The sequence below is a fragment of the Jatrophihabitans endophyticus genome (assembly GCF_900129455.1).
Lineage (GTDB): Bacteria > Actinomycetota > Actinomycetes > Mycobacteriales > Jatrophihabitantaceae > Jatrophihabitans > Jatrophihabitans endophyticus.
On record NZ_FQVU01000003.1, the window covers coordinates 856,804 to 880,979 of the forward strand.

The following is a 24,176-nucleotide window of genomic DNA, read 5'->3' on the forward strand; positions in this document are numbered from 1 at the left end:
CCGGGTCGTGGTCGTCGACGACCACCGGCTGGTGCGGGTGGGCCTGGCGTCCGTGCTGGGTTCCGCGGCCGACGTCGCGGTCGTGGGGGAGGCCGAGAACGGTGCCCACGCGGTCGAGCTGCTCACCGGCGGCGACCCGCTGGCCGCCGACGTCGTGCTCATGGACCTCTCCATGCCGGTGCTCGACGGCGTCGGCGCGACGCGGGCGCTGCAGGCCGCGCGCCCGGACGTCCGCGTGGTGGTGCTCTCGTCGTTCGCCGACCGCAAGCAGGTCCGCGACGCGGTGGCCGCCGGCGCGGTCGGCTACGTGCTCAAGGACTGCACGCCCGAGGAGCTGCTCACCGCGATCCGTGCCGCCGCCGCCGGGCACACCCCGCTCGACCCGCGGGTGGCGGGCGCCCTGCTGCCCGCGCGCGGCGGACCCGACCCCGCCGACACCCTCAGCGAGCGCGAGACCGAGGTGCTGCGTCTCGCCGCCCAGGGTCTCGCCAACAAGCAGATCGGCCGGTCGCTCGGCATCTCCGAACGCACCGTCAAGGTGCATCTCGGCAACGTCTTCCGGCGCATCGGCGTCACCGACCGCACCTCGGCCGCGCTGTGGGCCCGCGAGCACCTGCCCGCCGAGTGAGGTCCCGCGACCGCGCTCGCCGGTCTCGGCGCGGTGGCCGCGTCGGCCGGCCGGCCCGTCTGGCCGGACTGGGCGGGTCCGTTCCTGGCCGGCTGACCACCGCCCCGGCCGCGTTACGGTGGGGGACCGGGCCCGGCGCGGAGCACGACCGCGCGCCGGCCGGCCACGGGACGCCGACAGCGAGGAGCCCATCATGACCAACCCCGAGGACACTACGCCCGGCGGCGCCGGCGCCTCCGACGGCGCCGCGGCCAAGGCCCGCGACGCCTTTGCCCGCGCCAAGGCCGCCGCCGCCCCGAAGATCGCCAAGGCCCAGGCGCAGGCCGCCCCCCGCGCGGAGAAGGCCGCGGCGAAGGCGGGCAGCCTGTTCGGTCAGCTGCGCGACAAGGCGAAGGACACCGCGAAGGGCTTCGGGGAGGGGTACGGCCACAAGGGCGGCGGCGACGCGAACCCCCAGCAGCCCGGCGAGGCGGGGCCCGACGGGCCGTCCACGCGTCCCTCGCCCGGCCCCCGCTGACCCGTACCGCCCGGTCACCTCGGCGCGCGAGGCCGCCCCGGCCCACCCGATAGGGTCGGGGTTCGCGCATCGTGTGACGAACCCGTCCGTCGACCGTCTCGAGGAGCAACGCAGTGACCGTACGTGTGGGCATCAACGGCTTCGGCCGGATCGGCCGCAACTTCTTCCGCGCCGCGGTGGCGGCCGGCGCCGACATCGAGGTCGTCGGCGTCAACGACCTGACCGACAACGCCGCCCTGGCGCACCTGCTCAAGTACGACTCGATCCTGGGCCGCTTCCCCGGCGAGGTCACCTCGACCGAGGACGAGATCGCCGTCGACGGCAAGGCGTTCAAGGCGTTCGCCGAGCGTGACCCGGCCGCGCTGCCGTGGGGCGACCTCGGCGCCGACGTCGTGATCGAGTCGACCGGCATCTTCACCGACGCCACCAAGGCCAAGGTGCACGTCGACGGCGGGGCCAAGAAGGTCATCATCTCGGCGCCGGCCAAGAACGAGGACGTCACCGTCGTCATGGGCGTCAACGACGGCGACTACGACCCGGCCGAGCACACCGTCATCTCCAACGCCTCGTGCACCACGAACTGCCTGGCCCCGCTGGCCAAGGTGCTGCACGACAACTGGGGCATCGAGCGTGGGCTGATGACCACGATCCACGCCTACACGCAGGACCAGAACCTGCAGGACGGCCCGCACAAGGACCTGCGACGCGCCCGCGCCGCCGCCCTCAACATCGTCCCGGCCTCCAGCGGCGCCGCGAAGGCGATCGGGCTCGTGCTGCCCGAGCTCAACGGCAAGCTGACCGGCTACGCGATGCGCGTGCCGATCCCGACCGGCTCGGCCACCGACCTCACCGTCAACCTCGCCAAGGAGGCCTCGGTCGAGGAGATCAAGGCCGCCTACAAGGCCGCGGCCGAGGGCCCGCTCAAGGGCTACCTCACCTACACCGAGGACCCGATCGTCAGCAGCGACATCGTCACCGACCCCTCGTCGTGCATCGTCGACGCGCCGCTGACGCTCGTCACCGGCAACCAGGTGAAGGTCGTCGGCTGGTACGACAACGAGTGGGGCTACTCCAACCGCCTGGTCGACCTGGCCGCGCTCGTCGGCTCCTCGCTCTGAGTCGCATGCGCACGCTCGACGACCTGCTCGGGGTCGGGGTGACGGGCCGCCGCGTGCTCGTCCGCTCCGACCTCAACGTGCCGCTGCAGGACGGGGCGGTCGGCGACGACGGTCGCATCCGCGCGTCGCTGCCGGTGCTCACCAAGCTGCTCGACCACGGCGCGCGGGTCATCGTCACCGCGCACCTCGGTCGGCCCAAGGGCGCGCCGGACGAGAAGTACTCGCTGCGGCCGGTGGCCGATCGGCTCGCCCAGCTGCTCGGCCGGCCGGTCGAGTTCGCCACCGACACCGTGGGCGAGAGCGCGCGGCTGCTGGCCGAGGGCCTGGCCGACGGCGAGCTGCTGCTGCTCGAGAACGTCCGCTTCAACGCGGGCGAGACGAGCAAGGACGACGCCGAACGCGCGGCGTTCGCCCGCGAGCTCGCCGGGCTGACCGGCGGTGAGGGCACCGACACCGAGCCCGCCGGCGCCTACGTCGACGACGCGTTCGGCGCCGTGCACCGCAAGCACGCGTCGGTCTACGACGTCGCCGGGCTGCTGCCGCACTACTGCGGCGACCTCGTGCGCGACGAGCTGACGGTCCTGCGGCGGCTGACCGGCGAGCCAGAACGGCCCTACGCGGTGGTGCTCGGCGGCTCCAAGGTCAGCGACAAGCTCGCCGTCATCGAATCGCTGCTGCCCAAGGTCGACACGCTGCTCGTCGGCGGTGGCATGTGCTTCACGTTCCTCGCGGCACGAGGCCACGAGGTCGGTGACTCGTTGCTGGAGCAGGACCAGATCGACAACTGCCGCCGCTTCCTCGACGAGGCCGGCGACAAGATCGTGCTGCCGACCGACGTCGTGGTGGCCGCCGAGGTCGCCGCCGACGCCGGGACACGCACCGTCCCCGCCGACGCGATCCCGGCGGGACAGAAGGGGCTCGACATCGGTCCGGACTCCGTCCGCGAGTTCGCCGCCCGCCTCGACGGCGCGCGGACGGTGTTCTGGAACGGCCCGATGGGCGTCTTCGAGCTCGCGCCGTTCGCGGCCGGCACGAAGGGGGTCGCCGAGGCCGTCGCCGGCACGCCCGGGCTGTCGGTCGTCGGGGGTGGCGACTCCGCCGCCGCCGTGCGGGCGCTCGGCCTCGACGAGTCCTCGTTCGGCCACATCTCCACCGGCGGCGGCGCCTCGTTGGAGTTCCTCGAGGGCAAGGAGCTGCCCGGTGTTTCGGTTCTTGAGGCGAGCTAGCGGGATGGCACCGGCCAGCAAGGGCACGACGAAGCCGCTGCCGCCGATCGAGGGCCGCCGCCCGCTGATCGCCGGCAACTGGAAGATGAACTACAACCACCTCGAGGCCATCGGGCTGCTGCAGAAGCTGATCTTCAGCCTCGACGAGGAGCAGACGCACCGGGTCGAGGTCGCGGTGCTCCCGCCGTTCGTCGACCTGCGCAGCGTGCAGACGGTGATCGACGGCGACCAGGTGCCGATCGCGTTCGGCGCGCAGGATCTCTCGCCGCACGACTCGGGCGCCTACACCGGTGACGTCAGCGGCCCGATGCTCGCCAAGCTCGGCTGCCGCTTCGTGGTCGTCGGGCACTCCGAGCGCCGCGAGTACCACGCCGAGGGCGACGACGTCGTGAACACCAAGGTGGTCGCCGCCTACCGCAACGGGGTCACCCCGATCCTGTGCGTGGGGGAGACGCTGGACGTCCGCGAGGCCGGCGGGCACATCGAGCACACGACCGCGCAACTGACCGCCGCGCTGCGCGGCGTCACCGCCGAGCAGGCCGAGACGCTCGTCGTGGCCTACGAACCGGTGTGGGCGATCGGCACCGGCAAGGTCGCCACACCCGACGACGCGCAGGAGGTCTGCGCCGCGCTGCGGGCCACGCTCGCGCAGCTCTACTCGACCGAGCTGGCCGGCACCGTGCGCATCCTCTACGGCGGTTCGGTCAAGGCGGCCAACGCCGCCGAGATCGTCGGCCGGCCCGACGTCGACGGCGCCCTCGTCGGTGGCGCGAGCCTGGATGCCGAGGAGTTCGCCAAGATCTGCATCGCGGCGGGCACACCGGCCGGCGCGGCCGCGACCGGCGTTGGGTAATGTCGTGACGATCTCGCGCGCGCACGACGTGCGCCCGCGCACCGAGCCGACCGAGGTATGTCCATGATTCTGGCGCTGTCGATCGTGATGGTCGTGGCCAGCCTGCTGCTGATCGTGCTGGTGCTGCTGCACCGCGGCAAGGGTGGCGGCCTGTCCTCGATGCTGGGCGGATCGTTCAACTCGAGCCTCTCCGGCTCGTCGGTGGTCGAACGCAACCTCGACCGGCTCACCGTCGTCGCCGGTGCCGTCTGGACGATCTCCATCGTCGGGTTGTGCCTGCTGTACAAGAACCAGGGCTGAGAAGGGACAACGTACGTGGCTGGTGGCAGTGCGATTCGGGGCAGCCGGGTCGGGGCGGGGCCGATGGGCGAGAACGAGCGCGGTGAGTCCGCGCCGCGCCAGGTCGTCTCCTTCTTCTGCGCGAACGGCCACGAGGTCCGGCCCGCGTTCTCGACCGATGCGCCCCTGCCCGATACGTGGGACTGCCCGCGGTGCGGGTTCCCGGCCGGCCGGGCCGCGGACGCGCCGCCGAGCGCGCCGCGCAACGAGCCGTACAAGACGCATCTCGCGTACGTGAAGGAGCGTCGCTCCGACGAGGACGGCGAGGCCATCCTCGAGGAGGCGCTGGCCCGCCTCCGTGCCCGGCGCGGCGAGTAGCGCGCCGAGGTGACCCTGCCGCCCACCGTGGTCCTGCCGTTGTACGGCAGCGATCCGGAGCGCGGCGACCTCGCTCCCTAGATCCGGACCGGACCGCCGTCCGCGTCCGTCCGATCCCCGGGAGCAACCATGGCGCAGTTGCGCGCCGTCCTGTCCACCCCGCAGGTCCCGCACCTGCTCGCCTTCGCGCTCGTCGGTCGGCTGCCGACGGCGATGTCGGCGTTGGCCGTGCTGCTGCTCGTCCGCGGGCAGGGCGGCACCTACACCCTCGCCGGCGGTCTCGCGGCCCTGCTGACCGCCGGGACGGCGGTCGGCCAGCCGTTGCTCGCGCGGGTCGTCGACCGTCGTGGCCAACCGGCGGTGCTCGTCCTCGCCGCGCTGGTCAGCTCCGTCGCCTTCGTCGTGCTCGCGCTCGCCGGGGTCGGCCACGTCGGCGTCTCCGCCGTCGCGGCCGCCGTCGCCGGGCTCGGAACGCCGCCGCTCGAGCCCTGCCTGCGGGCCCTCTGGCCCGACGTCGTCGGCACCGGCCCGCGCTTGCAGGCCGCGTTCAGCCTCGACGTGGGCGCCCAAGAGGTCGTCTACGTGGTCGGTCCGCTGCTCGCGACGGCCGGCGTCGCGCTGCTCGGCGACGCCGGCGGCGTGCTCGCCTGCGTGCTCTTCGGCGCGGCGGGCACGCTCGCCTTCGTGGCGCTGCGCGCGCCGCGCGACTGGCGCCCGACGCCGCACGAGGGACGCCGCGGCACGCCGCTGCGTCATCCCGTGCTCGTCCGGCTGTTCGTCGCCACGCTCGCGTGCGGCGTCCCGGTCGGTGCGCTGGCCGTGGTGGCCGCGGCCTACGCCGGGGGGCGGCACAGCACGGTGCTCACGGGGTGGGCGCTGGCCGCCAATGCGGCCGGTGCGCTGGTCGCGGGGCTCTACGGCGCGGCGCACAGCGAGGCCGAGCCGCCGCGTCTCGCCCTGGCCGCGGCCGCGCTCGCCGGCGGGTACGTCCCGCTCGCGCTGCCGCTGCCGCCCGTCGCCTGGTTGCCGCTGGCCGCGTTGTCCGGGCTCGCGCTGCCGGTCGTGCTCACCGCCGTCTTCAGCACCGTGCAGCGGCTCTGTCCGCCCGCCCTGCTGACCGAGGCCAACGCCTGGGTCGCCACTGCCTTCGGGCTCGGGGCGGCCGGCGCCGCGTCGGTGGCCGGCGTCGTCACCGACCGGTTCACCGCGGACGTCGCCGTCGCCGCCGTCGTGCTCGGCGCGGCGGCGGCCGCCGCGGTGGCGAGCCTGCTGACGGGGCGCGTCGGCTCGGGTTGAGCCGGGAACCAGCGGCGCGCGACGGGCGTCGCCGCCCCCTGCTTCCCGCCGGGTTGTCCTACAGCCCGTGTGCAGCGCGTATACGGGCTGCACACGGGCCGTGGGACAACGCGCGGCACACCGGTGCGGGTGAGGCGTCGGCCGCGCAGCGGCGCGGCCGGGTCAGCTCTCGAGTCCGGCCGCGGCGTCCTCGTCGACCAGCCACAGGGTCCGCTCGCGGCCCCGCGGTCCCGCCGACGGCACCTCGGTGCGATCGGCCCCGGCGACGGCCCTCGCCACCGCCTCGGCCTTGCCGCTCCCGGACGCCACGAACCAGATCTCGCGGGCGGCGTCCAGCGCCGGGAAGGTCAACGAGAGCCGGTCCGGCGGCGGCTTGGGGGAGTCGTGGACCGCGATGACGGACCGGTCGAGGACGGCCGTACCGGGGTGTCCGGGGAAGAGTGAGGCGCAGTGGCCGTCCGGCCCGATGCCGAGCAGCACCACGTCGAAGGCCGGGGTGTCGGCTCCGTCGGCGGCCTCGGCCAATGCTGCGGCGTACGCCTGGGCGGCGGCCTCGGCGTCGTCGAAGCCGGCGTCGGCGGCCGGCATCGGGTGCAGCTTGGCCGGGTCGACGGGCACGCGGTCGAAGAGCTTCGCCCGGGCGGGGCGATCGTTGCGATCCTCCGAGTCGGCCGGCACCCAGCGCTCGTCGCCCCACCAGACGTGGACGGCACTCCAGTCGAGGGCCTCGGCGCGGGGCGCCAGCGCCGCGAGCACCTGCTCGAGGATGCCGCCGCCGGTGACGACCAGGTGCGCGACCCCGCGCGCGGTGATCGCCGCGGCGAGCGCGGCGGTGGTGCGGTCGGCGGTGCTCTGCGCCAGCTCGTCGGCCGACGGCTGCACGACGACCTCGGGCGCCGCGCCGGCGGCGCCCGTCGTTGCGTCGTCGCTCACGATGCGGCCTCCTCGGGCTCGGGCTGCTGCGGTCCCTCCTTGCCGGTGGCGGGATCCCACCAGATGTGCTGGCGCGTCGACGAGCGCTCCTCGAGACCCTCGACGCCGGTGACCTCCGACAGCGCGGCCGCGTAGATGTGGTCGGCGTCGAGGCGGCGCAGCTCCTCGGCCAGCAGCTCGCCGAGCGGGCGCTCGCCGAAGGGCTGGTAGGAGTCCTGCTGTCCCTCGCGGCGCAGCACCAGGCTGCTGCCCTCGAGCGTGGCCCGCGTCGTCTTGCCGTTGGCGAACTCGATCTCGACGCCGCTGATCGGCTCGTCGTCGGTGCCGTCGACCGACACGTCCAGATCGAGGCGCGAGGCCAGCCACCCGGCCAGCAACCGGGCCGAGGGCTCGTTGCTGCCGCCGCGCACCGTGGCCCCGGTCGGGGCGTGCCGCCGCCGGCCGTCGAACGCGGACGCGAGCGCCGCGCGCCACGGGGTGAGCCGCGTCCAGGCGAGATCGGTGTCGCCCGGGGCGAAGTCGACCGCCCGCTGCTGCAGCGCCGCGCTCGGGTCCTCCGAGCGCAGCACGTCGGTGATGCGCCGCTCGGCGAACACGCCGAGCGGGTCGTAGGCGATCTTGTCCGGCGGCTGGCCGAACCACCACGTGACGACGGGCGCGTCCGGCGCGAGCAGCGGCAGCGTCACCGACTCGGCGTGCAGCGCCAGCCGGCCGTACATGCGCAGCACCACCGACTCGCCCGGCCCGAGCCGGCCGCCGATGGTCACCTCGGCGTCCAGCCGCGGCACGGGCGCGTCGATCTGCTGCCGGACGACCATGAGCATCCGCATCGGATGCATGCTGGCGGCGAGCGCGGCGGCCTCCTCGGCCTCCTCGATGTCCTGGTGGTCGGTGACGACGACGAGGGTCAGCGCGAGGCCGGAGGTCACGGCGCCGCCGGTGCGTCGCTCGGCCGCGAGCGCGCGGACGACGTGGGTGCCGGTGGTGTCCCAGAGAGTGGTCATGACTACGGCCTCCGCCACTGCCGGCCGTCACGGGCCAGCATCTCGTCCGCGGCCTTCGGGCCCCATTCGCCGGCCCGGTAGAGCTGCGGCTCCTGACCCGCCCAGAAGTTCTCCAGCGGGTCGATGACGCGCCAGGACGCCTCGACCTCCTCGCTGCGCGGGAACAGCGTCGCGTCGCCGACGAGGACGTCGAGGATCAGCCGCTCGTACGCCTCCGGCGAGGACTCGGTGAACGCCTCGCCGTAGAGGAAGTCCATGGCGACGTCGCGGACCTCCATCGCGCTGCCCGGCACCTTGGAGCCGAACTTGAGCGTGACGCCCTCGTCGGGCTGCACCCGGATGACGAGCTGGTTGTGGCCGAGCTCCTGGGTGTCGGTGCGGCTGAAGGGCAGGTGCGGCGCCTTCTTGAACAGCACCGAGATCTCGGTGACCCGCTTCGGCAACCGCTTGCCGGTGCGCAGGTAGAACGGCACGCCGGCCCAGCGCCGGGTCTCCACGCCGAGCCGGACCGCGGCGTAGGTCTCGGTGGTGGAGTCTTCGGGGATGCCGTCCTCGGCGGTGAACGCGCAGGCGCGGGTGCCGGCGAGCCAGCCCTGGTCGTACTGCCCGCGCACGGCGTAGGGGCCGAGATCGGTGGGCAGCGAGATCGCGCGCAGCGCCTTGATCTTCTCGATGCGCACGGCCTCGGGCGAGAACTCGACCGGCTCCTCCATCGCGGTCAGCGCGAGGAGCTGCAGCAGGTGGTTCTGCAGCACGTCGCGGGCGGCGCCGGTGGCCTGGTAGAACGCGGCCCGACCACCGATGCCGACGTCCTCGGCCATCGTGATCTGCACCGAGTCGACGAAGTTGCCGTTCCAGACCGGTTCGAACAGCTGGTTGGCGAAGCGCAGCGCCAGCAGGTTCTGCACCGTCTCCTTGCCCAGGTAGTGATCGATCCGGTAGACGTCGCGCGCCGAGAACACGCGGTCGACGAGGTGGTTGAGATCCAGGGCGCTCGGCAGGTCGTGACCGAACGGCTTCTCGACGACGACCCGTCGCCAGCCGTCCGCGGCGTCGGAGTCGGCGAGGCCGGTGCGCTCCATCTGCTGCAGGACGGTGGGGAAGAGCTTGGGCGGGATGGAGAGGTAGAACGCCGCGTTGCCCTGGATGCCGTGCGATCGCTGCGAGTCGGCCAGCGTCTCGGCCAGGGTGTCGAACGCCGCGTCGTCGTCGAAGGAGCCCTCGACGAAGACGGTGTTGCTGGCGAGCCGGCGCCAGACCTCCTCGTTCCACGCGGTGCGGGCACCGTCCTTGGCGCTCTTGCGCGCGAGCGACTCGAAGCTGCCGCCGCCGGGCCAGTCGGTCTTGGAGAAGCCGACGAGGACGAAGTCGGTGGGCAGCAGCCCGCGGTTCGCCAGGTCGTAGACCGCCGGGATGAGCTTCTTGCGCGAGAGGTCCCCGCCGATGCCGAACACGACCAGGGCGCACGGCGCCGGCACCCGCGGCAGCCGCCGGTCGGCGGGGTCGCGCAGCGGGTTGCCGCCGTCGCCGGACTCGGCGTCGTCCTCGCCCACCGCGGCCGGCACGGCGGGCTGCCCGTCGGCGTCCTCGTTGGCCGTCGGGCCGTCGCCGGGGCCTGGGTTGCTCTTCGACCGGGTGGTGGGCGCGTCGGCCACGTCGGCGTCCGGCGTCGGGTTCTCGTCGGGCGCCGCCGCGGCCGGCGGCGACTCGTCCTCGGTGTGCTCCTCGGCCCGCTCCTGCGACTGCGTCGCGTCGCTCATCGCCGCCCCTCCGTCGCCGACGCCGCACTCACTTGGCCGCGGCCTCCAGCTGGCCCTTGACGCTGTCGGCCAGCTGCGCGTAGGAATCCTCGAACTTCTGCACGCCCTCGTCCTCGAGGGTGTGAATGACCTCGTCGTAGCTCACGCCCAGCGCGTTGAGGTCGTCGATGACCGTGCGGGCCTCGTCATAGGTACCGGTGATGGTGTCGCCGCCGATCTTGCCGTGGTCGGCGACGGCGTCGAGCGTGGCCTCGGGCATCGTGTTCACGGTGTTCTGGGCCACGAGGTCGACGACGTACATCGTGTCGTCGTAGGCCGGGTCCTTGACGCCGGTCGAGGCCCACAGCGGCCGCTGCACGTTCGCGCCGGCGCTCTCGAGGTCTTTCCAGCGCTCGGAGGTGAACACCTTCTCGTAGCGCTCGTAGGCCAGTCGCGCGTTGGCGAGCGCCGCCTTGCCACGCAGGGCCTTCGCCTCGTCCGACCCGATCTTGTCCAGCTGCTTGTCGATCTCGGTGTCCACGCGGGAGACGAAGAACGAGGCGACCGAGCGGATCGTCTGCAGGTCGACGCCGTTGCCGCGGGCCTGCTCGAGGCCGTCGAGGTAGGCGGCCATGACCGCGTCGTAGCGGTCGAGGCCGAAGATGAGCGTGACGTTGACGCTGATGCCCGCGGCGGTGGCGGCCGTGATCGAGGGCAGCCCCTCCTCGGTGGCGGGGATCTTGATCATCACGTTCGGCCGGTCGACGAGCCACCACAGCGCCTTGGCCTCGGCCGTCGTGCGCTCGGTGTCGTGGGCGAGACGGGGGTCGACCTCGATCGACACCCGGCCGTCCTTGCCGCCGGTCTTGTCGAACACCGGCTTGAGGACGTCGCACGCCCAGCGGATGTCGAAGGCCATCAGGTAGCGAACGGCCTCGTCGACGTCGGTCTTGCGCAGCGCGAGGTCACGCGCCTGCTCGTCGTAGGCGTCGCCCTTCTCGAGGGCCTTCTGGAAGATGGTCGGGTTGCTGGTCACGCCGACGACGTTCTTCGTGTCGACGAGCTGCTGCAGGTTGCCACTGCGCAGCCGCTCGCGGCTGATGTCGTCCAACCAGATCGAGACGTCCTGGTCGGAAAGGTCCTTGAGCGCATCGCTCATGACAGTTCTCCTTTGCTCGTTCAGCCGGCGAGGTCGCTGGCGTTCTGAATGGCCGTGTGCGCCGCCGCGACGACGCGGTCGGGCGTGAAACCGAGCTGCTCGTACACGACGTCGCCGGGCGCGCTCGCGCCGAAGTGCTCGACCGAGAGCGCCACGCCGGCGTCACCGATCCACTCCCGCCAGCCCAGCTTGACCGCAGCCTCGATGCTGACCCGCGCCTTGATCTCGGGGGGCAGGACCTGCTGCCGGTAGGACGACGGCTCGGCCTCGAACCACTCGACGCACGGCATGGACACGACCCGGGTGGGGGTGCCGCCGTCCTCGAGCGCCTCCCTGGCCGCCAGCGCCAGCGCCACCTCGGAGCCGGTGGCGATGAGGATGACCTCGGCGCGCCCCACGGTGGCGTCCGCGAGCACGTAGGCACCCCGGCTCGCGTCGCCGGTCTTGGCCGGGTCCAGCACCGGGAGGTTCTGCCGGGACAACGCGAACGCCGCCGGCCGGTCGTAGTTCTCCAGGACCTGGCGCCAGCAGACGGCCGTCTCGTTGGCGTCGGCCGGCCGGACGACGTCCAGCCCCGGGATCGCGCGCAGGGACGCCAGGTGCTCGATCGGCTGGTGGGTCGGGCCGTCGCCGCCCACCCCGATGGAGTCGTGTGTCCAGACGAAGGTGGAGGGCAGCTTCATCAGCGCCGCGAGGCGAACCGGCGGGCGCATGTAGTCGCTGAAGACGAGGAAGGTGCCGCCGTACGGGCGGGTGCCCCCATGCACCGCGATGCCGTTGATGATCGCGCCCATCGCGTGTTCGCGGATGCCGAAGTGCAGCGTGCGGCCGTACGGTCCGCCGGGCCACATCTTGGTCTGGTGCTGGGCCGGGACGAAGCTGGGCTCGCCCTCCATCGTCGTGTTGTTGCTGCCGGCGAGGTCGGCCGAACCGCCCCAGAGCTCGGGCAGCACGTCGGCCAGACCGGTGAGGACGTCGCCGGACGCCTTGCGGGTCGAGATCGAGTTGGGCTTGCCGTCCTTCTCCACCGGGAACGAGACGAGCGAGTCGGTCCAGCCGCTGGGGAGCGTGTGCGTCTGCAGGCGGTCGTGCAGCTCCGCGCCCGCCGGGTTGCCGGCCGCCCACTCGTCGTAGGCCTGCTGCCACCGCTCGTGCGTGTCGCGGCCGCGCTCGATCACCTTGCGGGCGTGGTCGAGCACGTCGTCGGGGACGTGGAAGGTCACGTCGGTCGGGAAGCCGAGGATCTCCTTGGTCTTGGCGATCTCGTCGGTGCCCAACGCGGAGCCGTGGGCCTTGCCGGTGTTCTGCAGTGTCGGGGCCGGCCAGCCGATGATGGTGCGCACGACGATCAGCGACGGCTTGTCGGTGACGGCGTTGGCCGCCTCGATCGCGTTCTCCAGGGCGACGACGTCCTCGCCGGACTCGACGTACTGCACGTGCCAGCCGTAGGCCTCGTAGCGCTTCGCGACGTCCTCGCTGAACGCGACCGCGGTGTCGTCCTCGATGGAGATGTGGTTGTCGTCGTAGAAGACGGTCAGGTTGCCGAGCTGCTGGTGCCCGGCGAGCGAGGAGGCCTCGGCGGTGACGCCCTCCTCCATGCAGCCGTCGCCGGCGATCACGTAGATGTGGTGGTCGAACGGCGACTCGCCCGGCGCCGCGTCCGGATCGAAGAGGCCGCGCTCGCGGCGGGCGGCCATGGCCATGCCGACACCGTTGGCCAGGCCCTGGCCGAGCGGGCCGGTGGTGATCTCGACGCCGGCGGTGTGGTGGTACTCGGGGTGACCCGGGGTGCGGGACTCCCACATACGCAGCGCCTTGAGATCGCTCAGCTCGAGGCCGTAGCCGGAGAGGAAGAGCTGGCAGTACTGGGTCAGCGAGGCGTGTCCGTTCGACAGGATGAAGCGGTCTCGGCCCACCCACTGCGGATCGTTGGGGTCGAGGCGCATCACCCGCTGGTAGAGCAGGTAGGCCAGCGGCGCCAGGCTCATGGCGGTACCGGGATGGCCGTCGCCGGCCTTCTGCACGGCGTCGGCGGCCAGCAGCCGGGCGGTGTCGACCGCCTTGGTGTCGAGGTCGCTCCACCAGTCGGGGTGCACGGCGTTGACGACGGCCTCGTCGGTGTCGGTCACGGCGGATCGTTGTCCCTTCGAATGCGTTTCCGGTCGCGGTTCAGGCCGGTTCCTGATCTCGTCCTACCCACCTGTCAGCGTAGCCACATCGGGAGGTGCCCCCGGGCTCGCGGCACGCTGAGGCTGGGTGCGGCCACGACGATCGCGGCGGTTACCCTGAAGCCCGTGACGCAGACTCCCGTGGCACCGGCACGTCCGGGTGACGAGGAGGCGTCGGAATCCCTGTCCGGCGGGCGAATTCGCCGCGTCGCGCCGCGCCGCAGCACGGTCGCCGCGTACGTCGCGCTCACCAAGCCGCGGATCATCGAGCTGCTGCTCGTCACGACGCTGCCCGCCATGGTGCTGGCCGCCGGCGGGCTCCCGGAGTGGTGGGTCGTCGTGGCCACCATGCTCGGCGGCACCGCCGCCGCCGGCAGCGCGAACGCGCTGAACTGCTACGTCGACCGCGACATCGACGCCCTGATGCGCCGCACGGGCCACCGGCCGCTGGCCCGCCACGAGGTGTCGCCGCGGGGCGCACTCGTGTTCGGCATCGTGCTCGGCGTCCTCGCCGTCGGGGTCATGGGCGTCGTGACGAACTGGCTCGCCGCCGGCCTCACCGCTGCGGCGATCGCCTTCTACGTCGTCGTCTACACGATGGTCCTCAAGCGCCGCACCGCCCAGAACATCGTCTGGGGCGGCGCGGCCGGGTGCATGCCCGTGCTCATCGGTTGGTCGGCGGTGACCGGCTCGCTCGCCTGGGCGCCCGTCGTGCTGTTCGGCGTGGTGTTCTTCTGGACGCCCCCGCACTTCTGGGCCCTCGCGATCCGTTACCGCGAGGACTACGCGCGGGCCGGCGTGCCGATGCTGCCCGTCGTGGCCGCGCCGCAGCGGGTGGCGCGGGAGATCGTCGTCTACTCCTACGTCACCGTCGCGGTCTCGCTGCTGCTGTGGCCGCTCGCGACCGGCTGGGTCTACGGCGTCCTGGCCGGCGGGGCCGGCCTCGCCCTCCTGGCCGGGGCGCACCGGCTGCAGGCCGGCACCCGGCGCGGCGCCAACGCCAAGGCCGCGATGCAGCTGTTCCACCTGTCCAACAGCTACCTGGCCTTCGTCTTCGTCGCTGTCGCGGTCGACACCTTCGTGCGCTGACGCGGGGCCGCTCGGCCCGCGGCGGCGGGCGGATCCTCCCGCGGCTCCCGCGTCCCGCGAACTCAGCCCTTCGCGACCCGGACCACGAACGACACCGTCTTGCGGACCGAGACGGTGACGCCGTCGTCCTTGGTCGAGCCGGTGATCTGCAGCCGGCCGGAGGTGAAGGTGCCGGGGACCTCGAACACGTTGAGGATCTTGTTCTTGCTCGTGGCGATGTTGCGCGCCTTCACGTAGCCGCTGCCCACCTTGAGCCGGACGAGGGCCGGCGAGAAGCCGTAGGTGCCGCCCTTGTAGCGGTAGTTCAGCCGCACCGACAGGATCGCCTTCTTCGGGCTGCTCGGGTGGACGGCGGTGTTCCCGGGCGCCCAGAAGTCGAGGGCGACGAGGCCCGCGGTCGCGCGGAAGGTCGCCGGCACCTTGACGCTGCCGCGGCTGAGCCGGATCGGCACGTTGGCGGTCTTGCCGACGTACCCCGTGCGGTGAGTGCGCTGCAGCACGGCGATGCTGTTGCTGCCGGCCTTGCCCGCGGGCAGCGAGATCGACTGCTTGTACCCGCTCTCGTCGAGCACGATGGCGGCCGTGCCGCTCGCCGGGACGGCGGCGATCACGTAGTTGTCGCCGGTGGGTTGGGGGATGTCGCGGGGCGTGCCGCCGGCGACGACGAGCTGCGCCGGGTCGCGCCGGGAGGAGTCCACGTCGCCGGTCCCGTACTCGAGGGAGAAGGCGACCAGCCGCTGCCCGGCCGGCGCGGAGCGCGCGTCGTCCCCCACGCCGTAGCGCTCGATGCTGCCCAGCTTGGTCAACGTCACGCGCTGCGTCTTCCCGGCGATGGTGGTGTCGACGGTCTTCGGCGACCCGCCGGCGGTGCCGAGCGCGGCCGTGGTGAGGACGTCCTTCGCGGCGGCGGGCGGCGCGGGCACCTTCAGCCCGCCGCTGCCCGTCGGAGCCTCCTCGCCGTCGGGCCGGACGAGATCGACGCCGCTGTCGCGCGCCGCCGGCTGCTGCTCGCGGACGTCGTCGGCCGGCGACAGGGTGACCTTGCCGCCCTCGGCGGCGTCGGTCAGCGGGACGCGCAGGTAGGTGGCGCCGGCCTGGCCGTCCACGAACAGGACCGGCCCGCACTGCAGGACGTTCTCGACGTCGCTGCCCTTGGCGCCGGCCGCCGGCTTCTTCGGCCGGCTGAAGTAGCACCGGGTGTCGGCGTTCTTGGCGCCGTGCCGCTCGCGCACCGCGGTCGCGACGCTGCGCTCGGCCTTGGTCAGGGTGTCGGCCGCCGCGGCGACCTCCTTGCCCTGATAGGTGATCGCGGGCGCGTCGTCGCCGGGCCACGCGATCCAGGTGACGAGGCCGGCCACCACCGCGAGGACCGCGACACCTGCGATCACCAGCGGCGCGCGGCGCCGCCGGCGCGGGGCGGGCTCACCCTGCGGTGTCCCGTACTGCGGACCGTAGGGCTGCTGCTGGCCGTAGGGCTGCTGCTGGCCGTACTGCTGCCCCTGCTGCGGGCCGTACTGCTGGTTGTGCTGCTGGCCCTGCTGCTGCCCGTGCTCCCAGGGCTGCTGCTGACCGGGAGATTGGTACCGCCCCTGGGCCTGACCCGGTCCGGACGGCTGGTCGTACCCGGACGGCGGCTGCTCGGCCGCGCGGGGGAGGTCGCCGCGCCGGACGGTCTGGTCGGCCGGCGCGGCGGGGTTGGGCCGGCGCTGCCCCGTCCAGTCGTTGCCGTCGAAGTAGTGCTGCATGTTCGCGTCGTGCGCGTCCGGATACCAGCCCGCCTCGGCCATCGCGTACCTCCCAGGTGCGTGTGCTCGGTTAGAGATGGTCACACGTCGCGCGACGAAATGCGCGCACGGCGTCCGGGGAGTGCTTCCCTAGGATCGAGGGATGCTCCCCGTGCTCCTCGCCACCTGCGCCGACCTGCCCGCCGGCGATGAGGACGCACCGGCGCTCACCGCGGCCCTCGCCGACGCCGGCCTCGACGCGCGGTGGGCGGTGTGGAGCGACCCCGAGGTGACCTGGGACGCCGCGCTCGTCGTGCTCCGCTCGACGTGGGACTACCACGCGAAGCGCGACGACTTCCTGCGCTGGGTGGACTCGGTGCCACGCCTGCACAACGCCGCGGACGTGGTGCGCTGGAACACCGACAAGACCTACCTGCGCGATCTGGCCGCCGCCGGCGTCCCGACCGTCCCGTCGAGCTTCGCCGCGCCGGGGGACGAGCCGGCCCTGCCCGACGCCGACGAGATCGTCGTCAAACCGTCGGTGGGCGCGGGGTCGCGTGGCGCCGGACGCTTCGCCCGGGCCGCGGGCGAGCAGGCGCTGGCCCACGCCGCCGAGCTGCAGGCGGCCGGGCGCACCGTGGTGGTGCAGCCCTTCCTGGCCGGGGTCGACACCACGGGGGAGACCGCGCTGCTCTACTTCGACGGCGCGTTCAGCCACGCCATCCGCAAGGGCCCGATGCTGCGGCCCGACTTCGTCCATCCGGTCGACGGACCCTCGCTCTACGTCGAGGAGAACATCACCGCACGGACGCCCGAGCCGGCCGAGCTCGCCGTCGGCGAGGCCGCGCTGGCCGCGATGCAGGACCGCTTCGGCGGCCGGCCGCTGTACGCGCGGGTCGACCTTCTCCCCACCCCGGACGGCCCGCTCGTCACCGAGCTCGAGCTCACCGAGCCCTCCGCCTTCCTCGGCCACGACGACGCCGCGCCCGCGCGGTTCGCGGCCGCCGTCGCGGCCCGCGCGTGACGAGCGGACCGACCCCGCGCGCGGTCGGCCCGACGGCCGAGGCGCCGCCCGGCACCGTCCGCATGCCGGAGGTCAAGCAGGAGCGCGTCGACGCGCTGCGACGGATGAAGCGGCTGGCCGTCGGGCTGCTGCTGTTCGCCGCCGCCGTCTACGTCCTGTGTCGCGTCGTCGGTGACGGCGAGGGCGCGTGGGGGTACGTGCAGGCCACCGCCGAGGCGTCGATGGTGGGCGGCCTCGCCGACTGGTTCGCCGTCACCGCGCTGTTCCGGCACCCGCTGCGGCTGCCCATCCCGCACACCGCGATCATCCCGAACAAGAAGGACCAGATCGGCGAGGGCCTGGCCACCTTCGTCCGCGAGTACTTCCTGACGACCGAGGTGCTGGGCGAGCGGGTGGTGGCGGCCCGGGTGCCCGAACGGGTCGGCGAGTGGCTCGCCGACCCCGTCCACGCGCAGCGACTGTCCGAGGAGCTCAGCAGCGCGATCAGCGGCATGGCCAACGTCATGCGCGACGAGCAGATCCGCACGTCCGTGGCGGCCTTCGCCGACAAGCGGCTGCGGCAGCTCGACATCGCGCCGCTGCTCGCCCGTCTCGTCGACGCCGTGTGCGACGCGGGGCAGCACCAGGCCGCGCTGTCGACGTTCCTGCGCGGCGCCCGCAAGTTCCTCGACTCGAACCGGTCGGAATTCCGCCAGCGGGTGGCGATGGAGTCGCCGGAATGGGTGCCCGACTGGCTCGACGAGCGGGTCTTCAACAAGGGCTTCAGCCTGCTGCAGTCGTTCCTGACCGACGTCATCGACGACGACACGCACGGCCTGCGCAAGGGCTTCGACACCCAGCTGCGCGAGCTCGCCGAGCAGCTGCGGACCGACCCGACGCGCATCGCGAAGGTCGAGGCGGCGCGGGACCAGCTGCTCGACCACCCGCGCATCCACGAGTACCTCAACGATCTCTGGGACTCGATGAAGACGCTGCTGCTCAACGAGACCGGGGACCCGGACTCCGACCTGCGCCGCTCGGCGGAGTCGCTCACCGTGCGGGCCGGCGAGGTGCTGCGCGACGACCCGCAGGTACGCGACCGCGTGAACGACGCCCTGCGCCGGTTGAGCGGCCACGTGGCCACCCACTACGCCGACGACCTCACCGACGTCATCTCCTCGACCATCGCCCGGTGGGACACCGAGGAGACCAGCCGGCGGCTGGAGCTGCAGGTCGGCCGCGACCTGCAGTTCATCCGGATCAACGGCACCGTGGTGGGCGCGCTCGCGGGCCTGGCGATCTACACGCTCACCCAGCTGTTCTGAGGCCGCGGACGGCCCTCGCGCGACGGGCCGCCGGTTCGGTGAGCAGCTGCGCCTGCAGCGCGGCGAGCCAGACGAGGCAGGCGCCGAGCATGTGCACGCCGACGAGCAGCTCGGGCAGGTGCAGGAAGTACTGGGTGTACCCGACGACGCCCTGGGCGAGCTCGACGGCGAGCAGCACCCACGCGGCGCGACGGAACGCCGGCGACGTCGCCAGCACGTGCGCGAGGATGACGAGGCCGACGGTGAGGCCCACCAGGATCATGACGGCGTCGGCGTGCAGCTGCGACATCGACGCCGGGTTCAGGCCGGTACGCCGGACCCGCCCGTCGGTCAGGTCGCCGGCGTGCGGGCCGCTGCCGGTGACGACGGTGCCGATCACGAGCGTCGCGGCCGCCGCGAGCGCGGTCAACCGCGCGAGCAGGCGCGCCCGTGGCTCGACGGGGGCGACGGCGAGGGGATCGCGCACCCGCCACCACAGCAGCATCGTGACCGCGAGCATGGCCGCGGAGAGCAGGAAGTGCAGCGCGACGAGCCACGGGTTGAGGTGCGTGAGGACGGTGAACCCGCCGAGGACGGCCTGGGCCGGGATACCCAGCGCGGCGACGGTGGCGAGCGGCCGCTCGGTGCGGCGCACCATCGCCACCACCCAGGTGGCGACGGCGACGACCACGAGTACGAAGGTGAGCTGCCGGTTCGCGAACTCGATGATGCCGTGGGCGGCCGACTGCGACGTCGGGGTCAGCGAGTTCTCGGTGCAGCGCGGCCACGTGGGGCAGCCCAGCCCGGAGTCGGTGAGACGGACGGCGCCGCCGGTGACCACGATGACGGTGTTGGCGACGACCGACGCCACGGCGAGGCCACGCAGCGCCACGGCGGTCTGCAGCCAGGCGGGCAGCCACCGCACCTGCCTGCCGGCACGTCGGTCGGCCGCGGCGAACGCCGGCCCGGTCGTCACTCCCACCGGAACCACCGGGCCGCGGCAGGCAGCGTGGCCGCGGCCCACACGGTCAGCGTCACCACGTCGCGCAGCGGGTAGCCGTGGCCGCCCTCGAAGACCTGGTGCAGGCCGTTGGACAGCGCCGCGGACGGCAGGAACTGCAGCACGTCCTGGGCCACGCTGCCGAAGCGGTCGAGCGGGATCGCGATGCCGCCGGCGAAGAGCAGGATCAGCCAGACGAGGTTGGCGGCGGCCAGCGTGACCTCGGCCTTCACCGTGCCGGCGACGAGCAGGCCGAGCCCGCCGAAGGCCAGCGTCCCCATGACGACCAGTGCGGCCGCGAACAGCGGGTCGCCGTGCGGGTGCCACGCCAGCGCGAAGCCGATGCCGCAGATCAGCACCACCTGGACGAACTCGAGGAGCAGCACCGACAGCGTCTTGCCGCCGAGCAGCACCGAGCGCGGCAGCGCGGTCGCGCCGAGGCGCTTGAGGACGGCGTACTTGCGCTCGAAGCCGGTGCCGATCGCCAGGCCGGTGAACGCGGCCGACATGACGGCGAGGGCGATGATGCTGGGCACGACAAAGTCGATGCGACGCGAGACGCCGAGCGAGTACAGCAGCGGCAGGTTGAAGAAGAACAGCAGCAGCACTGGGATGAGCAGCGTGAGCCCCACCTGCTCGCCGTTGCGGAGCAGGAGCTTGAACTCCATCGCCGTCTGGGCAGCCAGCATGCGGCCGCGCGACGCGGCGCCCGGCGCGGGGGCGTAGGTGGTGATGGCGGGGTTCACGTGCGCAGCTCGCGTCCGGTCAGGTCGAGGAAGACGTCCTCGAGGGTCCGTTTCTCGACGTGCAGGTCGTCGGCCATGACCTGCTGCGACGCGCACCAGGCGGTGAGGGTGGCGAGCAGCTGCGGGGTGACCTCGCCGGTGACGAGGTAGTGGCCGGGCGCGTCCTCGGTCGCGGCGCAGCCGGGCGGCAGCGCCGCGACGAGCGAGTCGAGGGCCAGGGCGGGGACGGCGCGGAAGCGGATCTGGCCCTCGGCACCGGAGCGGGTGAGCTCGGCCGGCGTGCCCTGCGCGACGATGCGCCCGGCGTCCATGACCACGACGGTGTCGGCCAGCTGCTCCGCCTCGTCGAGGAAGTGCGTCGTCAGCACCACGCTGACCCCGTCGCCCCGCAGCGTGCGGACGAGGTCCCACGTGCCGCGCCGCGACTGCGGGTCCATGCCGGCGGTGGGCTCGTCGAGGAAGACGAGCTCGGGGCGGGCGACCAGCGCGAGGGCGAGCGACAACCGCTGCTGCTGGCCGCCGGAGAGCCGCTTCACGGCCGTGCCGGCGGCGTCGGTCAGCCCGACGACGCGCAGCAGCTCGCCGGCGTCGTGCGGGTGGGCGGCGTAGGAGGCGAAGAGCCGCACGAGCTCCAGGGCGGTGGCGCCGGTGTATCCACCGACGCCGTCCTGCAGCATCACCCCGACGCGAGGCCGCAGGCGCCCGGCGTCCGTGACCGGATCGAGCCCGAGCACCCGCACGCTGCCGCTGTCGGCGCGCCGGAAGCCCTCGCAGATCTCGATGGTCGTCGTCTTGCCGGCGCCGTTGGGGCCGAGCAGCGCGAGGACCTCGCCGGGCGGGACGGCCAGTGTCAGGCCGTCGACCGCGCGCGTGCCGCCGTAGCTCTTGACGAGATCGGTGATCTCGACGGCGGCAGTCACCTGGTCAGTCTAGGAAGGGCGGCGGGGGCCCCGTGCCGCGGACCGCTCCATCCCCCGCTTCCTCGGCGAGTTGGTTGATCAACAGGCCTGTTGATCAACCAACTCGCCGAGGAAGCGGGGGAGCGGTGCTGCCTATTCCGCGGTCTTGACGTTCGAGCCGTAGAGGTCGACGTAGTCCTGTCCGGACAGCTTCTGGACGGCCACCCGCACCTCGTCGGCGACCTCGCGCAGCACCCGGGCGCTGCGTTCGCGCTCGGCGAGGTGGCCGAAGTGCAGGGGTGGCCCGAAGTGGATCTCGACCGGGGCGCGGTGCCAGCGCCGGTCCCCGGGGGGCTGCACCTCGCGCGTCCCGACGATGCCGACCGGCACCACCGGTGCGCCGCTGCGCAGCGCGATGCGGGCGATGCCGGTGCGGAAGCGGTACAGCCGGCCGTCGGGGGAGCGGGTGCCCTCGGGGTAGATGCCGAATGCCCGGCCCTGCCGCAGCACGTCGACGCACACGTCCACCGACGCCGCCGCGGCCCGCGTCGCCGTGCGGTCGACCGGCACCAGCCCGAGTCCGCCGAAGAACTGCTTCATCGCCCAGCCGCGCAGTCCGGGCGAGGTGAAGTACTCGGCCTTGGCGAGGTAGGCCACCTGCCGGCGGGCGGCGAGCGGCGTGAAGATCTCGTCGGCGAAGGAGATGTGGTTCCCCGCGACGATGACGCCACCGGTGCGCGGCACGTGCTCCAGGCCGGTCACCCGCGGCCGGTACACGGCGCGCAGGGCCGGCGCGACGGTGAGTTCGAGGGTCCGGTAGAGCACGGTGGCAGAAACTACTCGCCGTGGCGACGGGGTCCGTCGGCGTGACCCCGGCCACGGCCGGCGACCTCGTGTGCAGCGGTCGAGCAAATACGACATACTTGTGTTGTGAAAATCGGGGTGGACGGACAGCTGCGGGTCGACGGCACCCGCGACGCCGTCACCCGGGCTATCCGCGAGCAGGGCCCGCAGACCGCGGCCGACCTCGCCGAGCAGCTCGGCCTGTCGCCCGCCGCGATCCGCCGGCATCTCGACGCCCTCGTCGCCGACGGCCTGCTGGTCGAGCGCGAGCCCCGGCCGTCCGCACGCCGCGGCCGCGGCCGCCCGGCCCGCTCCTACGCCCTGACCGACGCCGGCCGCGCAGCGTGCCCGCACGGCTACGACGATCTCGCCAACACCGCGCTGCGCTACCTGAGCGAGACCGGCGGCGAGCAGGCGCTCAACGCCTTCGCCGAGCACCGGGCCCGCACGCTGGCCGAGCGCATCGCCGGCGAGGTCGACACCCACGCGCCGGTCGACGACCGGGCGCACGCCCTGGCCAAGGCGCTCACCGCCCACGGTTACGCTTCGACCACGCAGGCCGTCGGCACCACCGACCCCGCGTCGGGGGCCGCCGTCACCGGCGTGCAGCTGTGCCAGCACCACTGCCCGGTGGCCCACGTGGCCGCCGAGTTCCCGCAGCTGTGCGAGGCCGAGACCCGCGCGTTCGAACAGGTGCTCGGCACCTACGTCCAGAGATTGGCGACCATCGCCCACGGCGACGGCGTCTGCACGACCCACGTACCGGTGAGCGAGAGCCCTGCCGGCCGCGTGGGTGACGGCTCCACCACCCGATCCGAGAGGTTCGACATATGACCACGACCCCTACGGCCGCGAGCATCCCGCTCACCCAGGACGAGCAGATCGACGCGCTCGGCCGCTACGGCTACGGCTGGGCCGACAGCGACGTCGCCGGAGCGAGCGCGCAGCGAGGGCTGTCCGAGGCGGTCGTCCGCGACATCTCGGCCAAGAAGAGCGAGCCCGAGTGGATGCTGCAGCGCCGGGTGAAGGCGCTGTCGGTCTTCGACAAGAAGCCCATGCCCAACTGGGGTTCGGACCTCTCCGACATCGACTTCGACAACATCAAGTACTTCGTGCGGTCGACCGAGAAGCAGGCGGCGACCTGGGACGACCTGCCGGCCGACATCAAGAACACCTACGACAAGCTCGGCATCCCCGAGGCCGAGAAGCAGCGGCTGGTGGCCGGTGTCGCGGCGCAGTACGAGTCCGAGGTGGTCTACCACCAGATCAACGAGGAGCTCGAGAAGCAGGGTGTCGTCTTCATGGACACCGACACCGCGCTCAAGGAGCACCCGGAGCTGTTCGAGGAGTACTTCGGCACCGTCATCCCGTCCGGTGACAACAAGTTCGCGGCGCTCAACACCGCGGTGTGGTCGGGCGGCTCGTTCATCTACGTGCCGAAGGGCGTGCACGTCGAGATCCCGCTGCAGGCCTACTTCCGCATCAACACCGAGAACATGGGCCAGTTCGAGCGGACGCTGATCATCGTCGACGAGGACGCCTACGTGCACTACGTCGAGGGCTGCACCGCGCCGATCTACAAGTCCGACTCGCTGCACTCGGCCGTCGTCGAGATCGTGGTGAAGAAGGGCGGCCGCTGCCGCTACACGACGATCCAGAACTGGTCGAACAACGTCTACAACCTGGTCACCAAGCGGGCCAAGGCCGAGGCCGGCGCCACCATGGAGTGGGTCGACGGCAACATCGGCTCCAAGGTCACGATGAAGTACCCGGCCGTGTGGATGACCGGCGAGCACGCCAAGGGCGAGGTGCTCTCGATCGCCTTCGCCGGCGAGGGCCAGCACCAGGACGCCGGCGCCAAGATGCTGCACCTCGCGCCGCACACGTCCTCGACGATCATCTCCAAGTCGGTGGCGCGCGGCGGTGGTCGCACCAGCTACCGCGGCCTCGTGCAGGTCAACAAGGGCGCGCACCACAGCGCGTCGACCGTCAAGTGCGACGCGCTGCTCGTCGACGACATCAGCCGCTCCGACACCTACCCCTACGTCGACGTCCGCGAGGACGACGTGTCGATGGGCCACGAGGCCACCGTCTCGAAGGTGAGCGAGGACCAGCTGTTCTACCTGATGAGCCGCGGGCTGTCCGAGGACGAGGCCATGGCGATGGTGGTGCGTGGCTTCGTCGAGCCCATCGCCCGGGAGCTGCCGATGGAGTACGCGCTCGAGCTCAACCGGCTCATCGAGCTGCAGATGGAAGGAGCGGTGGGCTGA

The 24,176-nt window shown here is 72.7% G+C and carries 23 protein-coding genes; 13 read left to right on the top strand and 10 right to left on the bottom strand.

Annotated features, from left to right (window positions below; translation table 11 throughout):
• Positions 1-7: 7 nt before the first annotated feature.
• The 8 genes from BUE29_RS14220 (at position 8) to BUE29_RS14255 (ending at position 6,295) form a co-directional block, all read left to right on the top strand.
• Positions 8-628: a response regulator gene (locus BUE29_RS14220; RefSeq protein ID WP_234971459.1), complete on the top strand. Its 621-nt coding sequence runs from the start codon at positions 8-10 to the stop codon at positions 626-628.
• A 193-nt stretch (positions 629-821) separates the two neighbouring features.
• Complete coding sequence (locus BUE29_RS14225) at positions 822-1,145, top strand: hypothetical protein (protein ID WP_073390930.1); 324 nt, start codon at positions 822-824, stop codon at positions 1,143-1,145.
• A gap of 113 nt (positions 1,146-1,258) precedes the next feature.
• Positions 1,259-2,263 carry a type I glyceraldehyde-3-phosphate dehydrogenase gene (gap, locus tag BUE29_RS14230; protein ID WP_073390931.1) on the top strand — a complete coding sequence of 335 codons (1,005 nt, stop codon included), beginning with the start codon at positions 1,259-1,261 and terminating at the stop codon, positions 2,261-2,263.
• 5 nt (positions 2,264-2,268) lie between these two features.
• Positions 2,269-3,489, top strand: a complete 1,221-nt coding sequence (locus tag BUE29_RS14235; RefSeq protein WP_073390932.1) for a phosphoglycerate kinase — start codon at positions 2,269-2,271, stop codon at positions 3,487-3,489.
• Positions 3,490-3,493: 4 nt separating this feature from the next.
• Entirely contained in the window at positions 3,494-4,342 is an 849-nt protein-coding gene (gene tpiA, locus BUE29_RS14240) for a triose-phosphate isomerase (protein WP_073390933.1), read from the top strand.
• Between the two features lie 63 nt (positions 4,343-4,405).
• Positions 4,406-4,642 carry a preprotein translocase subunit SecG gene (gene secG / locus BUE29_RS14245; RefSeq protein ID WP_073391190.1) on the top strand — a complete coding sequence of 79 codons (237 nt, stop codon included), beginning with the start codon at positions 4,406-4,408 and terminating at the stop codon, positions 4,640-4,642.
• Between the two features lie 15 nt (positions 4,643-4,657).
• Positions 4,658-4,999, top strand: a complete 342-nt coding sequence (locus BUE29_RS14250; RefSeq protein WP_073390934.1) for an RNA polymerase-binding protein RbpA — start codon at positions 4,658-4,660, stop codon at positions 4,997-4,999.
• Positions 5,000-5,080: 81 nt separating this feature from the next.
• Complete coding sequence (locus tag BUE29_RS14255) at positions 5,081-6,295, top strand: MFS transporter (protein WP_268766584.1); 1,215 nt, start codon at positions 5,081-5,083, stop codon at positions 6,293-6,295.
• A gap of 162 nt (positions 6,296-6,457) precedes the next feature.
• On the opposite strand, the gene pgl is transcribed toward BUE29_RS14255, so the two are convergent.
• The 5 genes from pgl to tkt are packed head-to-tail and all read right to left on the bottom strand — an operon-like array spanning position 6,458 to position 13,259.
• Entirely contained in the window at positions 6,458-7,228 is a 771-nt protein-coding gene (gene pgl, locus BUE29_RS14260; RefSeq protein ID WP_073390936.1) for a 6-phosphogluconolactonase, read from the bottom strand.
• On the bottom strand, positions 7,225-8,232 hold the full coding sequence (locus tag BUE29_RS14265; protein WP_073390937.1) for a glucose-6-phosphate dehydrogenase assembly protein OpcA: 1,008 nt from the start codon (positions 8,230-8,232) through the stop codon (positions 7,225-7,227). The genes pgl and BUE29_RS14265 overlap by 4 nt, the downstream gene beginning before the upstream one ends.
• Positions 8,233-8,234: 2 nt before the next feature.
• Positions 8,235-9,992 (bottom strand): glucose-6-phosphate dehydrogenase, encoded by a 1,758-nt coding sequence (zwf, locus tag BUE29_RS14270; RefSeq protein WP_084181041.1) that lies wholly within the window; start codon positions 9,990-9,992, stop codon positions 8,235-8,237.
• Between the two features lie 28 nt (positions 9,993-10,020).
• Positions 10,021-11,130 carry a transaldolase gene (gene tal, locus BUE29_RS14275; protein ID WP_073390938.1) on the bottom strand — a complete coding sequence of 370 codons (1,110 nt, stop codon included), beginning with the start codon at positions 11,128-11,130 and terminating at the stop codon, positions 10,021-10,023.
• Between the two features lie 20 nt (positions 11,131-11,150).
• Complete coding sequence (gene tkt, locus BUE29_RS14280) at positions 11,151-13,259, bottom strand: transketolase (protein WP_143168175.1); 2,109 nt, start codon at positions 13,257-13,259, stop codon at positions 11,151-11,153.
• A gap of 165 nt (positions 13,260-13,424) precedes the next feature.
• Between tkt and BUE29_RS14285 the strand changes: the two genes are divergently transcribed.
• Positions 13,425-14,387, top strand: a complete 963-nt coding sequence (locus tag BUE29_RS14285) for a heme o synthase (protein ID WP_234971461.1) — start codon at positions 13,425-13,427, stop codon at positions 14,385-14,387.
• 62 nt (positions 14,388-14,449) lie between these two features.
• Here BUE29_RS14285 and BUE29_RS14290 read toward each other — a convergent pair whose 3' ends face one another.
• Positions 14,450-16,174, bottom strand: coding sequence for a DUF2510 domain-containing protein (locus BUE29_RS14290; protein WP_073390940.1), 1,725 nt, complete (start codon positions 16,172-16,174; stop codon positions 14,450-14,452).
• A gap of 100 nt (positions 16,175-16,274) precedes the next feature.
• Between BUE29_RS14290 and BUE29_RS14295 the strand changes: the two genes are divergently transcribed.
• Entirely contained in the window at positions 16,275-17,135 is an 861-nt protein-coding gene (locus tag BUE29_RS14295) for an ATP-grasp domain-containing protein (RefSeq protein ID WP_073390941.1), read from the top strand.
• Positions 17,132-18,439 (top strand): DUF445 domain-containing protein, encoded by a 1,308-nt coding sequence (locus tag BUE29_RS14300; protein WP_084181043.1) that lies wholly within the window; start codon positions 17,132-17,134, stop codon positions 18,437-18,439. The genes BUE29_RS14295 and BUE29_RS14300 overlap by 4 nt, the downstream gene beginning before the upstream one ends.
• Here the strand turns inward: BUE29_RS14300 and BUE29_RS14305 are convergent.
• From BUE29_RS14305 to BUE29_RS14320, 4 genes are all read right to left on the bottom strand, one after another.
• Positions 18,423-19,400, bottom strand: coding sequence for a COX15/CtaA family protein (locus BUE29_RS14305; protein ID WP_200800190.1), 978 nt, complete (start codon positions 19,398-19,400; stop codon positions 18,423-18,425). The two genes, BUE29_RS14300 and BUE29_RS14305, sit on opposite strands and share 17 nt — an antisense overlap.
• Positions 19,391-20,107, bottom strand: a complete 717-nt coding sequence (locus BUE29_RS14310; RefSeq protein ID WP_084181147.1) for an ABC transporter permease — start codon at positions 20,105-20,107, stop codon at positions 19,391-19,393. Before BUE29_RS14310 ends, BUE29_RS14305 begins: the two co-directional genes overlap by 10 nt.
• Positions 20,108-20,160: 53 nt before the next feature.
• Entirely contained in the window at positions 20,161-21,084 is a 924-nt protein-coding gene (locus BUE29_RS14315) for an ABC transporter ATP-binding protein (RefSeq protein WP_073390944.1), read from the bottom strand.
• A 132-nt stretch (positions 21,085-21,216) separates the two neighbouring features.
• Entirely contained in the window at positions 21,217-21,888 is a 672-nt protein-coding gene (locus BUE29_RS14320; protein ID WP_073390945.1) for a lysophospholipid acyltransferase family protein, read from the bottom strand.
• A 105-nt stretch (positions 21,889-21,993) separates the two neighbouring features.
• Here BUE29_RS14320 and BUE29_RS14325 point away from each other — a divergent pair, with 105 nt between their 5' ends.
• Both BUE29_RS14325 and sufB read left to right on the top strand, forming a co-directional pair.
• Positions 21,994-22,740 carry a helix-turn-helix transcriptional regulator gene (locus BUE29_RS14325; protein ID WP_234971462.1) on the top strand — a complete coding sequence of 249 codons (747 nt, stop codon included), beginning with the start codon at positions 21,994-21,996 and terminating at the stop codon, positions 22,738-22,740.
• Positions 22,737-24,176 carry a Fe-S cluster assembly protein SufB gene (gene sufB, locus BUE29_RS14330; protein WP_073390947.1) on the top strand — a complete coding sequence of 480 codons (1,440 nt, stop codon included), beginning with the start codon at positions 22,737-22,739 and terminating at the stop codon, positions 24,174-24,176. The genes BUE29_RS14325 and sufB overlap by 4 nt, the downstream gene beginning before the upstream one ends.

What these genes read in the sequence shown, in the direction of transcription:
- BUE29_RS14225 (WP_073390930.1), top strand. Translation starts at nt 822, where the DNA reads ATGACCAACCCCGAGGACACTACGCCCGGCGGCGCCGGCGCCTCCGAC.
- BUE29_RS14235 (WP_073390932.1), top strand. Translation starts at nt 2,269, where the DNA reads ATGCGCACGCTCGACGACCTGCTCGGGGTCGGGGTGACGGGCCGCCGC.
- tpiA (WP_073390933.1), top strand. Translation starts at nt 3,494, where the DNA reads ATGGCACCGGCCAGCAAGGGCACGACGAAGCCGCTGCCGCCGATCGAG.
- secG (WP_073391190.1), top strand. Translation starts at nt 4,406, where the DNA reads ATGATTCTGGCGCTGTCGATCGTGATGGTCGTGGCCAGCCTGCTGCTG.
- BUE29_RS14265 (WP_073390937.1), bottom strand. Translation starts at nt 8,232, where the DNA reads ATGACCACTCTCTGGGACACCACCGGCACCCACGTCGTCCGCGCGCTC.
- zwf (WP_084181041.1), bottom strand. Translation starts at nt 9,992, where the DNA reads ATGAGCGACGCGACGCAGTCGCAGGAGCGGGCCGAGGAGCACACCGAG.
- tal (WP_073390938.1), bottom strand. Translation starts at nt 11,130, where the DNA reads ATGAGCGATGCGCTCAAGGACCTTTCCGACCAGGACGTCTCGATCTGG.
- BUE29_RS14290 (WP_073390940.1), bottom strand. Translation starts at nt 16,174, where the DNA reads ATGGCCGAGGCGGGCTGGTATCCGGACGCGCACGACGCGAACATGCAG.
- BUE29_RS14295 (WP_073390941.1), top strand. Translation starts at nt 16,275, where the DNA reads ATGCTCCCCGTGCTCCTCGCCACCTGCGCCGACCTGCCCGCCGGCGAT.
- BUE29_RS14310 (WP_084181147.1), bottom strand. Translation starts at nt 20,107, where the DNA reads ATGCTGGCTGCCCAGACGGCGATGGAGTTCAAGCTCCTGCTCCGCAAC.
- sufB (WP_073390947.1), top strand. Translation starts at nt 22,737, where the DNA reads ATGACCACGACCCCTACGGCCGCGAGCATCCCGCTCACCCAGGACGAG.